14 protein-coding genes and 1 other annotated feature are annotated in these 13,528 nt (G+C 48.1%); all 14 genes read left to right on the top strand.

Annotation, left to right across the window (positions count from 1 at the left end; all coding sequences use genetic code 11):
* Positions 1–85 precede the first annotated feature (85 nt).
* Positions 86–232: a 50S ribosomal protein L33 gene (rpmG, locus tag B3M90_RS10515; protein WP_023466603.1), complete on the top strand. Its 147-nt coding sequence runs from the start codon at positions 86–88 to the stop codon at positions 230–232.
* Between the two features lie 44 nt (positions 233–276).
* Positions 277–447: a preprotein translocase subunit SecE gene (secE, locus tag B3M90_RS10510; protein WP_023466605.1), complete on the top strand. Its 171-nt coding sequence runs from the start codon at positions 277–279 to the stop codon at positions 445–447.
* A 19-nt stretch (positions 448–466) separates the two neighbouring features.
* The gene (nusG, locus tag B3M90_RS10505) at positions 467–1,018 is read left to right on the top strand and encodes a transcription termination/antitermination protein NusG (protein WP_214856813.1); all 552 of its coding nucleotides are present in this window, start codon (positions 467–469) and stop codon (positions 1,016–1,018) included.
* A 149-nt stretch (positions 1,019–1,167) separates the two neighbouring features.
* On the top strand, positions 1,168–1,593 hold the full coding sequence (gene rplK, locus B3M90_RS10500) for a 50S ribosomal protein L11 (protein ID WP_023466609.1): 426 nt from the start codon (positions 1,168–1,170) through the stop codon (positions 1,591–1,593).
* Positions 1,594–1,710: 117 nt separating this feature from the next.
* The gene (rplA, locus tag B3M90_RS10495; RefSeq protein WP_064300983.1) at positions 1,711–2,397 is read left to right on the top strand and encodes a 50S ribosomal protein L1; all 687 of its coding nucleotides are present in this window, start codon (positions 1,711–1,713) and stop codon (positions 2,395–2,397) included.
* 55 nt (positions 2,398–2,452) lie between these two features.
* Positions 2,453–2,604, top strand: a sequence feature (ribosomal protein L10 leader region).
* 50 nt (positions 2,605–2,654) lie between these two features.
* Positions 2,655–3,161, top strand: a complete 507-nt coding sequence (gene rplJ, locus B3M90_RS10490; RefSeq protein WP_023466611.1) for a 50S ribosomal protein L10 — start codon at positions 2,655–2,657, stop codon at positions 3,159–3,161.
* A gap of 76 nt (positions 3,162–3,237) precedes the next feature.
* Entirely contained in the window at positions 3,238–3,606 is a 369-nt protein-coding gene (rplL, locus tag B3M90_RS10485) for a 50S ribosomal protein L7/L12 (RefSeq protein WP_023466613.1), read from the top strand.
* 82 nt (positions 3,607–3,688) lie between these two features.
* A complete protein-coding gene (locus tag B3M90_RS10480) occupies positions 3,689–4,285 on the top strand; it encodes a class I SAM-dependent methyltransferase (protein WP_290784010.1) in 597 nt (198 codons plus the stop codon).
* Between the two features lie 231 nt (positions 4,286–4,516).
* On the top strand, positions 4,517–8,074 hold the full coding sequence (rpoB, locus tag B3M90_RS10475) for a DNA-directed RNA polymerase subunit beta (RefSeq protein WP_058705179.1): 3,558 nt from the start codon (positions 4,517–4,519) through the stop codon (positions 8,072–8,074).
* 20 nt (positions 8,075–8,094) lie between these two features.
* Positions 8,095–11,694 carry a DNA-directed RNA polymerase subunit beta' gene (gene rpoC / locus B3M90_RS10470; RefSeq protein ID WP_285801423.1) on the top strand — a complete coding sequence of 1,200 codons (3,600 nt, stop codon included), beginning with the start codon at positions 8,095–8,097 and terminating at the stop codon, positions 11,692–11,694.
* Positions 11,695–11,774: 80 nt separating this feature from the next.
* Positions 11,775–12,026 carry a ribosomal L7Ae/L30e/S12e/Gadd45 family protein gene (locus tag B3M90_RS10465; protein ID WP_023466620.1) on the top strand — a complete coding sequence of 84 codons (252 nt, stop codon included), beginning with the start codon at positions 11,775–11,777 and terminating at the stop codon, positions 12,024–12,026.
* Between the two features lie 125 nt (positions 12,027–12,151).
* The gene (gene rpsL / locus B3M90_RS10460) at positions 12,152–12,571 is read left to right on the top strand and encodes a 30S ribosomal protein S12 (RefSeq protein ID WP_023466621.1); all 420 of its coding nucleotides are present in this window, start codon (positions 12,152–12,154) and stop codon (positions 12,569–12,571) included.
* A 49-nt stretch (positions 12,572–12,620) separates the two neighbouring features.
* A complete protein-coding gene (rpsG, locus tag B3M90_RS10455; protein ID WP_023466623.1) occupies positions 12,621–13,091 on the top strand; it encodes a 30S ribosomal protein S7 in 471 nt (156 codons plus the stop codon).
* A 124-nt stretch (positions 13,092–13,215) separates the two neighbouring features.
* A partial coding sequence (locus tag B3M90_RS10450) for a GTP-binding protein (RefSeq protein WP_290784008.1) occupies positions 13,216–13,528 on the top strand: 313 nt, incomplete at its 3' end.

Below are 13,528 nucleotides of genomic sequence, written 5' to 3'. Positions count from 1 at the left end.
CTCATAGGCGTTTTTTTTTACGCTCTTTTTCGGAAGGAAAGTACCTCAACAGAAGAGAAGAGTGGCAAAGAAGGAGGACTTTGAGATGGCGAAGAAAGTAGGCCTTGCTTGTGATAATTGCGGTGCCCGCGACTATACGACGATGAAAAAAGAGGACGTCACTGTCCGCTTGGAATTGAAGAAATTCTGCCGTCGTTGTAACGCGCATACGATTCATAAAGAAGCGAAATAAAGCTTCATCTGTCCCGATTTATTACATCCTGGAGGGAAAGTACGATGAAATTTTTGCGTGACGTATGGAATGAATTGAAAAAGACGAGCTGGCCAAAACGGAAAGAGCTGACGAAATACACACTGACGGTCATCGGTATGGTGATCTTCATGGGTGTCTTCATCTTCGGCGTCGATTCAGGGCTTAGCGCATTGATGAGCTGGTTGATTAAGTAAAAAGAAGAGGTGGCCTACCATGGAGAAACAATGGTTTGTCGTCCAAACGTATTCCGGATTCGAAAACAACGTCAAGGCGAACCTTGAACGTCGGATTGAATCCATGAACATGGACGAAAAAATCTTCCGTGTACTCGTTCCGATTGAAACGGTACAAGAAGAAGTAACGAACAAAAAGGGAGAAACGAAAATCAAGGAACGTGAAGTCAAGATCTTCCCGGGATATGTCCTCGTTGAGATGGTCATGACGGATGATTCTTGGTATGTCGTCCGGAATACTCCGAACGTCACAGGCTTCCTCGGATCAGTCGGCGGCGGTTCAAAACCAACCCCACTTCTTCCGGAAGAAGCAGAAAATATCCTTGGATCAATGGGTCTTGTCGATCTGAAGAGCCGTTACGACTTCTCACTCGGACAAATCGTCCGAATCAAAGAAGGAGCTTTCGAAAATCTCGAAGGTACGATCGAGGAGCTTGATGCAGATGCTGAGAAAATGAAAGTCTCTGTTGATATGTTCGGTCGCGAAACGAAGGTCGAGCTTGATTTCGCACAGGTCGATAAAATCGATTAAGTTTCCTATTGCGAATGTTTTGTTTTAATGATACAATTTTTCGTGTTTGATGTTGTGCTTATTTCGATAAATAACTCGTCGAATAGAATGAGTGGGAGGACGCGCAACGTCCAATTAAACCACATTAAAGAATTAAGGAGGTGTGTCTCGTGGCGAAGAAGGTTATGAAACTCGTAAAACTTCAAATTCCTGCGGGCAAAGCAAACCCAGCTCCACCAGTTGGACCGGCACTCGGTCAAGCAGGTGTGAACATCATGGGCTTCTGTAAAGAGTTCAACGCTCGTACACAAGACCAAGCCGGCTTGATTATCCCTGTAGTCATCACGGTTTTTGAAGATCGTTCATTCACATTCATCACTAAAACTCCTCCAGCAGCAGTTCTCTTGAAGAAAGCAGCTGGAATTGAGAGTGGTTCAGGTGAACCGAACCGTAAGAAAGTAGCGACTGTCAAACGTGACAAAGTTCGTGAAATCGCTGAAACAAAAATGCCAGACCTTAACGCATCATCTGTTGAAACAGCAATGTTGATGGTTGAAGGTACTGCACGTTCTATGGGTATCGTAATCGAAGACTAATGTCTTTTTGATTACCATGAACAACGATGAGGGTCGCAGGCGGATAGTTTCTTGAAGCCTGCTACCCTTTCATTATGTGGGAGGATTTTCCGCACAACCACAAAGGAGGAACCTAAAATGGGTAAGAAGTACAAAGAAGCTGCTAAGCTTATCGATCGTACGGTTTCATACGAACTCGCAGAAGCTGTAGATTTGACTAAAAAATCTGCAACTGCGAAATTCGATGAGACTATCGAATTGGCTGTTCGTCTCGGAGTAGATCCGAAGAAAGCAGACCAACAAATCCGTGGAGCAGTCGTATTGCCACACGGTACTGGTAAAACACAAAAAGTTCTCGTCTTCGCGAAAGGTGAGAAATTAAAAGAAGCGGAAGCTGCTGGAGCAGATTACGCTGGTGATGCTGAGTACATCAACAAAATCCAACAAGGATGGTTCGACTTCGACGTTATCGTTGCGACACCAGACATGATGGGTGAAGTTGGTAAACTTGGTCGCGTTCTCGGACCAAAAGGTCTCATGCCAAACCCGAAAACAGGTACAGTTACATTTGACGTCACAAAAGCAATCAACGATATCAAAGCTGGTAAAGTTGAGTACCGTGTCGACAAATCAGGTAACATCCACGTTCCTGTCGGTAAAAAATCATTCGATAACGAGAAACTCGTTGATAACATCAACACAGTTATCGAAACTCTCGTAAAAGTTAAGCCTGCTACTGCTAAAGGTGTATACCTTAAAAACATCGCGATCGCTTCTACAATGGGTCCTGGTGTAAAAGTATCTTCAGCTGACTTCGCGAAATAATTTCGTCTAAAACGAACTTGACAACGTTCTAAGAACGCTGTTACAGTATAAAACGTTGATATATTTCGACATACCGTAGACAGAAGGTGCTCACATGGGCATAAATCCTTCCGAGGTGTTCTTGCTCAGAGAGCCTGTTTGTTCAGGTATCCTTTTTGACGATTACGCCTCCTCTGCTCTGCAGACGGAGGCTTTTTATTTGAAATCGAGCAGCCCCTCGCACCGGTACATTTCATCTACCAGGAGGTGCAACAGAAATGGCAAACGAAAAAGTTATCGCTGTCAAAGCGGATCTCGTATCTGAGATCGCTGAGAAACTCCAAGCGAGCGCAGGAACAGTTGTCGTCGACTACCGTGGTCTCACAGTAGAAGAAGTCACTGAACTTCGTAAACAACTCCGCGAAGCGGGCGTTGAATTCAAAGTTTACAAAAACGGTCTCCTCCGCCGCGCGGCAGTTCAAAGCAACCTCGAAGGTCTTGATGAAGTCTTCACAGGTCCTAGTGCGATCGCCTTCAGCAATGAAGACGTTATCGCGCCAGCTAAGATCTTGAACGACTTCGCTAAAACGCACAAGGCTCTCGAACTCAAAGGTGGTATCATCGAAGGCAAAGTCACTTCAGTAGAAGATGTCAAAGCCCTTGCGGAACTTCCATCACGCGAAGGTCTCCTTTCGATGCTCCTCAGCGTGCTTCAAGCGCCAATCCGTGGACTCGCGGTGGCAACGAACGCAATCGCAGAGCAAAAAGAAGAACAATCTGCTTAATTTCTGCTTAGCGGGATAGGCAACCAACACAATTTTCACACCCCAACGTGGGCTAAATCAAAGGAGGAAAACCATAATGGCTTTCAACAAAGAGCAATTTATCGAAGACCTCAAGGGCATGACTGTTCTTGAACTTAACGAACTCGTAAAAACAATCGAAGAAGAATTCGGCGTATCAGCAGCAGCTCCAGTAGCAGTTGCAGGTGCTGGCGCAGGCGCAGCAGCTGAAGAGCAAACTGAATTCGACGTTATCCTTACTAACGCTGGATCTGGTAAAATCAACGTCATCAAAGCAGTTCGCGAATTGACTGGTCTCGGTCTTAAAGAAGCGAAAGCTCTCGTAGACGGAACTCCAGCACCAGTTAAAGAAGGCGTTTCGAAAGAAGACGCTGAAGCAATGAAAGCTAAGCTTGAAGAAGCTGGCGCTACTGTAGAAGTTAAGTAATTTTCTTCTTCCGTAGAAACAAGAGAAGCTCGCATTGCGAGCTTCTTTTGTTTTCATCTTTTACATGAGAGGGGAAGGAAACATGGCGGATCATTATTATACGAATGACCCTTCATCGAAACGAGATCCGAAGACGTGGGAATATGTCCTGCGTGGTCAGAGGCTCCGCTTTACATCGGATCACGGTGTCTTTTCGAAGAACGGAATCGATTTTGGTTCCCGTCTGTTGATCGAGGCATTCACGGAACCGGCTGTAGCGGGAGACATTTTAGATGTCGGCTGCGGATACGGACCGATGGGCATCGCGCTCTCGAAGTCGACGGGTCGTCCGGCACACTTGATCGATGTCAATGAACGGGCGCTCGAACTAGCGGCAGACAATGCGCGCGCGAATGGTGTTTCCGTGACGACCGGTGTGAGTGACGGGTATGATGGGGTAGGCGAATCGACATTCGCAGCGATCGTGACGAATCCACCGATTCGGGCGGGAAAAACGGTCGTTCATCGTATTCTCCGAGAAGCATATGATCACCTTGTCGTCGGCGGCGAACTTTGGGTCGTCATTCAAAAGAAACAAGGTGGACCATCAGCAAAGAAGTTGATGGAAGAAGTATTCGGTATGTGTGAGACAGTTACCCGGGATAAAGGGTACTCTATATTTAAATCAATTCGGTCTTGACAAATCGAAGGATTTGTCGTTGACCGCATGTTGTGTCTATGATAGTATTATAAAATGCCATTGGAGTGATTTTTGGATAAGATGTTTGAAAGCAGCTGGCGTTCTCGACTACAGATGATTGAGTAGACAAGACGTCGCTTTTTTGCGCTTATCAATCAAAAAATGGCTTCAATGTTCGATATTACACCCGTCCTTCTCTATAAGAAGAAGTGGGTCTGAGAGGTGAATCAGTTGACTGGTCAACTTGTTCAGTACGGTCGTCACCGTCAGAGAAGAAGCTATGCACGTATCAGCGAAGTATTGGAACTTCCAAACTTAATCGAGATTCAAACGAATTCGTATGAGTGGTTCCTGCGGGAAGGTCTCCGTGAGATGTTTCATGACATTTCGCCGATTTCCGACTTCACAGGGAATCTCGTATTAGAATTCATCGACTACTCGCTCGGAGAGCCGAAGTATTCGATCGATGAATCGAAAGAGCGCGACGTGACCTATTCGGCACCACTACGCGTTAAAGTCCGTCTTCAAAATAAAGAGACGGGTGAATTGAAAGAACAAGAAGTCTTCATGGGTGACTTCCCGCTTATGACGGAGTCGGGAACATTCATCATCAATGGAGCGGAGCGCGTAATCGTTTCGCAGCTTGTTCGTTCGCCAAGTGTTTATTACAACAATAAGTTAGATAAGAACGGTAAACGTGGATTCTCCGCGACAGTCATCCCAAACCGTGGTGCATGGCTCGAGCTCGAGACAGACGCGAAAGACATCGTTTATGTTCGCATTGATCGCACGCGTAAGATTCCAGTAACGGTTCTTTTACGTGCTCTTGGTTTCGGTACGGATCAGGAAATCATCGATCTTCTCGGTGATGATGAGTACCTCCGGAATTCACTTGAAAAAGATAATACGGAATCAACGGAAAAAGCCCTCATCGAGATTTATGAGCGTCTACGTCCGGGAGAGCCGCCGACAGTCGAAAACGCAAAAGCGTTGCTCGTGTCGCGCTTCTTTGACCCGAAACGTTATGATTTGGCAAACGTTGGTCGTTATAAAATCAATAAAAAGCTTCATCTTAAGAACCGTCTCTTCGGTCAAAAACTTGCGGAAACGCTCGTTGATCCTGAGACAGGTGAAGTCATCGCGGAAGCAGGAACGGTCCTTGATCGTCGTATGCTCGATAAAGTCCTTCCATTCCTCGAAGGATCCGTTGGTTACATCGAAGCGACGCCTACAGGCGGCGTAACGCAGGGTGAGGCTTTCAACTTACAGTCAATCAAGGTGTTCGCACCGGACGATGCTGAAGGTGAACGCATCATCAATATCATCGGTAACGGTAACATCGATCGTGACATCAAGCACATCACGCCTGCTGACATGATTGCTGCCATCAACTACTTCTTCAACTTGTTGCATGAAGTCGGTACGACAGACGATATCGACCACCTCGGTAACCGTCGTCTTCGTTCAGTCGGCGAGCTGCTCCAGAACCAATTCCGGATCGGTCTCTCACGGATGGAACGTGTCGTTAAGGAACGGATGTCGATTCAGGATCAGAATGCGATCACGCCACAGGCCTTGATCAACATTCGTCCAGTTATCGCATCGATTAAAGAGTTCTTCGGTAGCTCGCAGTTGTCTCAGTTCATGGACCAAACGAACCCGCTTGCGGAATTGACGCACAAACGTCGTCTTTCAGCACTCGGACCTGGTGGTTTGACACGTGAGCGCGCTGGTTTCGAAGTTCGTGACGTACACTACTCGCACTATTCCCGTATGTGTCCGATCGAAACGCCAGAGGGACCAAACATCGGTTTGATCAACTCGTTGTCTTCGTACGCGAAGGTCAATGAGTACGGCTTCATCGAAGCACCATATCGTCGTGTCGATCCGGAAACGGGCGTCGTCACGGATGAAATCCACTACATGACTGCTGACGAAGAGGATCTCTACGTCGTCGCACAGGCAAACATGTTGTTGACGGAAGAGAAGACGTTCAAAGATTCACACGTCCTTTCACGTTTCCGTGGACAAAACTTGTCTGTCGAACCAGCACGTGTCGATTACATGGACGTTTCGCCGAAGCAGGTCGTATCTGCCGCAACGGCTTGTATCCCGTTCCTTGAGAACGATGACTCGAACCGTGCCCTCATGGGAGCGAACATGCAACGTCAGGCCGTCCCACTTCTGAACCCGGAATCTCCGATTGTCGGTACAGGAATGGAGTACGTGTCTGCGAAAGACTCAGGAGCCGCTGTCGTTGCGAAGCACGCAGGGATCGCTGAGCGTGTCACGGCGCGTGAAATCCTTGTCCGTCGTACGACGGAAGTCGATGGCAACATCGTTGAAGGTGAACTCGACCGTTACAAGATTCAAAAATTCATCCGTTCTAACCAAGGAACGTGTTATAACCAAAAACCAATCATCAAAGCAGGCGACCCAGTCGATAAAGGCGAGATCCTTGCAGATGGTCCATCGATGGACGGTGGGGAACTTGCGCTTGGTCGTAACGTACTCGTCGGTTTCATGACATGGGATGGTTACAACTATGAGGATGCTGTCATCATGAGTGAGCGTCTTGTCAAAGACGACGTCTACACATCGATCCACATCGAAGAATACGAATGTGAGTCGCGTGATACGAAACTCGGACCGGAAGAAATCACACGTGATATTCCGAACGTCGGTGATGATGCCTTGAAAAACCTCGACGATCGCGGAATCATCCGTGTCGGCGCGGAAGTCAAGGACGGCGATATCCTCGTCGGTAAAGTTACGCCGAAGGGTGTAACGGAATTGACAGCGGAAGAACGTCTTCTTCATGCAATCTTCGGTGAAAAAGCACGTGAAGTCCGTGATACATCTCTCCGTGTACCACACGGTGGTGATGGAATCATCCTCGACGTCAAAATCTTCGACCGCGATAATGGGGACGAGCTCTCACCTGGTGTCAACCAGTTGATCCGTGCTTACATCGTTCAGAAGCGTAAGATTCACGAGGGTGACAAAATGGCGGGTCGTCACGGTAACAAAGGTGTTATCTCGCGTATCCTTCCAGAAGAAGACATGCCGTACATGCCAGACGGTACGCCAATTGACATCATGTTGAACCCACTTGGGGTTCCATCACGGATGAACATCGGGCAGTTGCTCGAGCTTCACCTCGGGATGGCAGCACGTCAACTCGGCATCAAAGTCGCATCACCAGTATTCGATGGTGCGCGTGAGGAAGATGTTTGGGCAACGATTGAAGAAGCAGGTATGGATCGCGACGCGAAGACTGTCCTTTATGATGGTCGTTCGGGTGAAGCGTTCGATAACCGTATCTCTGTCGGTGTCATGTATATGATTAAACTTGCTCACATGGTCGATGATAAACTTCACGCACGTTCGACAGGACCATACTCACTCGTTACACAACAACCGCTCGGTGGTAAAGCCCAGTTCGGTGGTCAGCGTTTCGGTGAGATGGAAGTATGGGCACTTGAAGCATACGGCGCAGCCTACACGCTCCAAGAGATCCTTACAATCAAGTCGGATGACACGATCGGTCGTGTTAAAGCGTACGAAGCAATCGTCAAAGGTGAGAATGTACCACAACCGGGCGTACCGGAATCGTTCCGAGTCCTCATTAAAGAGCTTCAATCACTCGGTATGGACGTCAAGATGATGTCTGCTGATGATGAAGAGATCGAAATGCGCGACGAAGACGAGGACAATATCCCGAACGCGACTCCAGCACTCGAAGAAGTTCAAGCGCCTGTCGCACCAGTTGTTACTGAAGAGGAATAAGCGAAAGGGAGGTCCACCCCTTGGTAGATGTTAATAGATTTGAATATATGCAAATCGGCCTCGCTTCCCCCGAAAAGATCCGTTCATGGTCTTTCGGGGAAGTGAAAAAGCCGGAGACGATCAACTATCGTACACTCAAACCGGAGAAAGACGGTTTGTTCTGTGAACGTATCTTTGGTCCAACAAAAGACTGGGAATGTTACTGTGGTAAATACAAACGGATCCGCTATAAAGGAATCATTTGTGACCGCTGTGGCGTTGAAGTCACGAAGTCGAAAGTCCGTCGTGAGCGCATGGGTCACATCGAGCTCGCAGCACCGGTTTCGCACATCTGGTACTTCAAAGGAATTCCTAGCCGTATGGGACTCGTCCTCGACATGTCACCGCGTGCGTTAGAAGAGATCATCTACTTCGCGTCGTACGTCGTTACAGATCCAGGCGAATCGACACTTGAGAAGAAACAACTCCTTTCAGAGAAAGAATACCGTGCATATCGTGAGAAGTTCGGTCGTTCGTTCACTGCTGAAATGGGTGCGGAAGCAGTTCGTAAATTGCTCCGTGACGTGGAACTCGATAAAGAAGTCGCTGCATTACGTGAAGAGCTTCGTATGATTCAAGGACAACGTCGTACTCGTGCGATCAAACGCCTTGAAGTCCTCGATGCGTTCCGTAACTCAGGCAACAATCCAGAATGGATGGTGCTTGAAGTACTTCCAGTCATCCCACCGGAACTTCGTCCGATGGTTCAACTCGATGGCGGACGTTTCGCAACGTCTGACTTGAACGACTTGTACCGCCGCGTCATCAACCGTAACAATCGTCTCAAGCGTCTTCTTGACCTTGGCGCTCCGAACATCATCGTTCAGAATGAAAAACGGATGCTTCAAGAAGCAGTCGATGCTTTGATCGATAACGGTCGTCGCGGTCGTCCAGTTACTGGACCAGGTAACCGTCCACTTAAATCACTTTCACACATGTTGAAAGGGAAACAAGGACGTTTCCGTCAAAACTTGCTCGGTAAACGTGTCGACTACTCTGGTCGTTCGGTTATCGTCGTTGGTCCAAACCTGAAGATGTATCAATGTGGTCTTCCAAAAGAAATGGCCCTTGAACTCTTCAAACCGTTCGTCATGAAAGAACTCGTCTCTCGTGGCATCGCACCGAACATCAAGAGTGCGAAACGGAAAATCGAGCGCGTTCAACCTGAAATCTGGGATGTCCTCGAAGAAGTCATCCGTGAGCATCCGGTTCTCTTGAACCGTGCACCGACACTTCACCGTCTCGGTATCCAGGCGTTCGAACCAACGCTCGTCGAAGGACGCGCGATTCGCCTTCACCCACTCGTATGTACGGCATACAACGCCGATTTCGATGGTGACCAAATGGCGGTTCACGTACCACTTTCGGCAGAAGCACAAGCAGAAGCACGTCTTCTCATGCTCGCTGCACAAAACATCTTGAACCCGAAAGACGGTAAACCTGTTGTTACACCATCGCAGGATATGGTCCTCGGTAACTACTACCTCACGCTCGAGCGCGAAAATGCGATCGGTGAAGGGAAAATCTTCTCAACAGTGAACGAAGCGCTCATCGCTTACCAAAACGGTTATGCGCACTTCCATACACGTGTTGCGATTCCAGCCGGCGTTCTCAAGAACCCGACATTCACGGAAGAGCAAAACGAGAAATTATTGATTACGACAGTCGGTAAGTTGATCTTCAACGAGATCCTCCCAACGACGTTCCCTTACTTGAACGAACCAACGATGACGAACCTTCAAGAAGCGACGCCAGACAAGTACTTCCTTGAAAAAGGAACAGATGTCGTGGCAGAACTGAAGAACCGTCCGATCATCGACCCGTTCAAAAAAGGATTCCTTGGAAATGTCATCGCGGAAGTCTTCAAACGGTTTGAGACGACAGAAACAAGCCGTATGCTCGACCGCATGAAAAACCTCGGATTCAAACACTCGACTCGTGCCGGTATCACGGTAGGGATCGCGGACATCATCGTTCTTCCGGATAAACAAGAAATCCTTGTTGAAGCGCAGGACAATGTCGATCGCGTCATGAAATCGTACCGTCGTGGTCTCATCACAGAAGACGAGCGCTATGAGCGCGTCGTTAAATCTTGGAATGATGCGAAGGATGAAATTCAGTCTCGTCTGATGAAATCCCTCAACCGTCTCAACCCGATCTTCATGATGAGTGACTCCGGTGCCCGTGGTAACGCGTCGAACTTCACGCAGCTCGCTGGTATGCGTGGGCTCATGGCCGCTCCAAGTGGACGGATCATCGAGCTCCCGATCAAATCATCGTTCCGTGAAGGTCTAACGGTACAGGAATACTTCATCTCAACACACGGTGCACGTAAAGGTCTTGCCGATACAGCCTTGAAAACGGCTGACTCAGGTTACCTGACTCGTCGTCTTGTTGACGTTGCTCAAGACGTCATCATCCGTGAAGATGATTGTGGAACGGATCGTGGTATCCGCGTCACAGCACTCCGTGAAGGAACGGAAGAAATCGAAAGTCTCTACGATCGCCTCGTCGGCCGTACGGCATTCGAAAACGTCGTTCACCCAGAAACAGGAGAAGTCCTCGTTTCAACGAACGAACTCATCGATGAAGATCTTGCGCGTGCCATCACGGACGCTGGTGTCGATAACGTTGAGATCCGTACTGCCTTCACATGTAACACAAGCCATGGTGTCTGTAAGAAATGTTACGGACGTAACTTGGCTACAGGCAACGACGTCGAAGTCGGCGAAGCTGTCGGTATCATCGCGGCACAATCAATCGGTGAGCCAGGAACGCAGCTTACAATGCGTACCTTCCACACAGGTGGGGTTGCCGGGGACGATATCACACAAGGTCTTCCGCGTATCCAAGAGTTGTTCGAAGCGCGTAACCCGAAAGGTCAAGCGGTCATCTCGGAAATCGATGGTCAAGTCATCGACTTCACGGAATCGCGTGACAAACGTGAATTGACGGTCCAAGGACTCAGCGAAACACGCACATACACGATCCCATTCGGTTCGCGTCTACGTGTTCAGCTCGGGGACGAGGTCAAAGCTGGTCAAGTCTTCACGGAAGGTTCGATCGATCCGAAAGAACTCTTGAACGTTAAAGGTGTATCCGGCGTTCAGAACTACTTGCTCCAAGAAGTTCAAAAAGTATACCGGATGCAAGGGGTTGAGATCGGTGACAAACACGTCGAGGTCATGGTTCGCCAAATGATCCGTCGCGTACGTGTCATCGAGTCTGGTGAGACTTCACTCTTACCAGGTTCGCTCGTCGATATCAGCACGTTCAAGGAAGCTTGTAAAGAAGCGCTCCGTAACGGGAAAGCTCTCGCTTCGGCGAAACCAGTTCTTCTCGGTATCACGAAAGCGTCACTTGAAACAGATTCATTCCTATCGGCTGCGTCGTTCCAAGAAACGACTCGTGTCCTTACGGATGCAGCGATTAAAGGGAAGAGCGACTACCTTCGCGGCTTGAAAGAGAACGTCATCATCGGTAAGTTGGTTCCAGCTGGTACTGGGATGTCACGTTACCGTCAGATCGATCTCGAAGTAGCTGGCGAAGCACCTGTAGAAGCCGATTCTCCGGTAGAATAAAACGCCTTGACACGCCGGTATGGCGGTGCTACTATGATATAGTGTTGCCAACCGGCTGTGTTATTTTGGAGGATATCTTCATGTCTTACAAAAAAGTAGTCGGCGCAGATTTGAAGTTTGTCGGTCAAAAGCAAACGCTCAAAGCATTGCGATCTGGCAAGGCGTCGGAAGTGATCATTGCGGATGACGCAGATGAACACGTAAAACAAGCATTGCTCGATGCGGCGAAACAAGCTAACGTTCCAGTCGTGAATGTTCCTTCTAAGCAAGAGCTTGGAAAAGCTTGTGGAATCGATGTCGCAGCAACAGCTGTTGCCATTAAGAAAGTTTGATAATGCGTTTTGTGTGGCGATGGAATGCCTGAGCCACGCAAAACGTTTCATTATGACTTTCGATGAACCACCCGGCTCGGTGGTTTTGAAATTTGTCATGAATTCAGGAAGGGAGGATCTCAAAGATGCCTACTATCAACCAATTAGTCCGTAAAGGACGTCAATCAAAAGTTGTGAAATCAGATTCGCCAGCGCTGAACAAAGGGTACAACAGCTTCATTAAAGCTCGTACTGACATCAGCTCACCACAAAAACGTGGTGTTTGTACTCGTGTAGGTACAATGACTCCGAAGAAACCGAACTCGGCTCTTCGTAAATACGCACGTGTACGTTTGACGAACACAATGGAAGTAACAGCTTACATCCCAGGTATCGGCCACAACCTTCAAGAGCACAGTGTTGTTCTTATCCGCGGCGGCCGTGTAAAAGACTTACCAGGGGTACGTTACCACATCGTTCGTGGTGCGCTTGATACAGCTGGTGTTGACGGCCGTATGCAAGGTCGTTCGAAATACGGTACTAAACGTCCTAAAGTTAAAAAATAATCTAGATATCTTAAGATATCACCTCACTATATGAAAGGAGGGACTCGGAATGCCACGTAAAGGTCAAGCAGAACGTCGTGATGTAATGGCTGATCCGATCTACAACTCTAAACTCGTTACCCGCCTTATCAACCGTCTTATGTTAGATGGTAAAAAAGGTACTGCTCAACAAATCTTATACAAAGCTTTCGAAACTATCGCTGAACGTTCAGGTCGCGATGCAATGGAAGTCTTTGAAGAAGCGATGAACAACATCATGCCAGTTCTTGAAGTTAAAGCACGCCGTGTAGGTGGAGCTAACTATCAAGTTCCTGTCGAAGTTCGCCCAGAGCGTCGTACGACACTTGCACTTCGTTACCTCGTGAACTACTCACGTCTCCGTAACGAAAAAACTATGGATGCGCGCCTTGCTAACGAAATCATGGACGCTGCAAACAACACTGGTGCTTCTGTTAAGAAGCGCGAAGATATGCACAAAATGGCGGAAGCGAACAAAGCGTTTGCTCACTACCGCTGGTAATTCCGGAAATCACCACCTCATGCATGCCATTTTTAATGGAATTATGAGGTGGCTTTCGGGTATAGTCATGACGTGTGGCAACACACGACCACTAAACTAAAATGCGAAAGGAGAATGTTTAAAGATGGCAAGAGAATTCTCCCTTAAGAACACTCGTAACATCGGGATCATGGCTCACATCGATGCTGGTAAAACAACAACGACTGAGCGTATCCTGTATTACACGGGTCGTATCCACAAGATTGGTGAAACGCACGAAGGTGCTTCACAAATGGACTGGATGGAGCAAGAGCAAGAGCGTGGGATCACGATTACATCGGCAGCAACAACTGCTCAATGGAAAGGTAACCGCGTAAACATCATCGATACACCTGGACACGTAGACTTCACAGTTGAGGTTGAACGTTCACTTCGCGTACTTGATGGTGCGGTAGCAG

Source organism: Exiguobacterium sp. UBA6309, assembly GCF_002439205.1.
Taxonomy (GTDB): Bacteria; Bacillota; Bacilli; order Exiguobacteriales; family Exiguobacteriaceae; genus Exiguobacterium_A.
The sequence above is the reverse complement of the archived record's forward strand: the minus strand, read 5'-3'. Positions and strand labels throughout refer to the sequence as shown.

What these genes read in the sequence shown, in the direction of transcription:
- rpmG (WP_023466603.1), top strand. Translation starts at nt 86, where the DNA reads ATGGCGAAGAAAGTAGGCCTTGCTTGTGATAATTGCGGTGCCCGCGAC.
- rplL (WP_023466613.1), top strand. Translation starts at nt 3,238, where the DNA reads ATGGCTTTCAACAAAGAGCAATTTATCGAAGACCTCAAGGGCATGACT.
- B3M90_RS10465 (WP_023466620.1), top strand. Translation starts at nt 11,775, where the DNA reads ATGTCTTACAAAAAAGTAGTCGGCGCAGATTTGAAGTTTGTCGGTCAA.
- rpsL (WP_023466621.1), top strand. Translation starts at nt 12,152, where the DNA reads ATGCCTACTATCAACCAATTAGTCCGTAAAGGACGTCAATCAAAAGTT.
- rplA (WP_064300983.1), top strand. Translation starts at nt 1,711, where the DNA reads ATGGGTAAGAAGTACAAAGAAGCTGCTAAGCTTATCGATCGTACGGTT.
- secE (WP_023466605.1), top strand. Translation starts at nt 277, where the DNA reads ATGAAATTTTTGCGTGACGTATGGAATGAATTGAAAAAGACGAGCTGG.
- nusG (WP_214856813.1), top strand. Translation starts at nt 467, where the DNA reads ATGGAGAAACAATGGTTTGTCGTCCAAACGTATTCCGGATTCGAAAAC.
- B3M90_RS10480 (WP_290784010.1), top strand. Translation starts at nt 3,689, where the DNA reads ATGGCGGATCATTATTATACGAATGACCCTTCATCGAAACGAGATCCG.
- rplJ (WP_023466611.1), top strand. Translation starts at nt 2,655, where the DNA reads ATGGCAAACGAAAAAGTTATCGCTGTCAAAGCGGATCTCGTATCTGAG.
- rpsG (WP_023466623.1), top strand. Translation starts at nt 12,621, where the DNA reads ATGCCACGTAAAGGTCAAGCAGAACGTCGTGATGTAATGGCTGATCCG.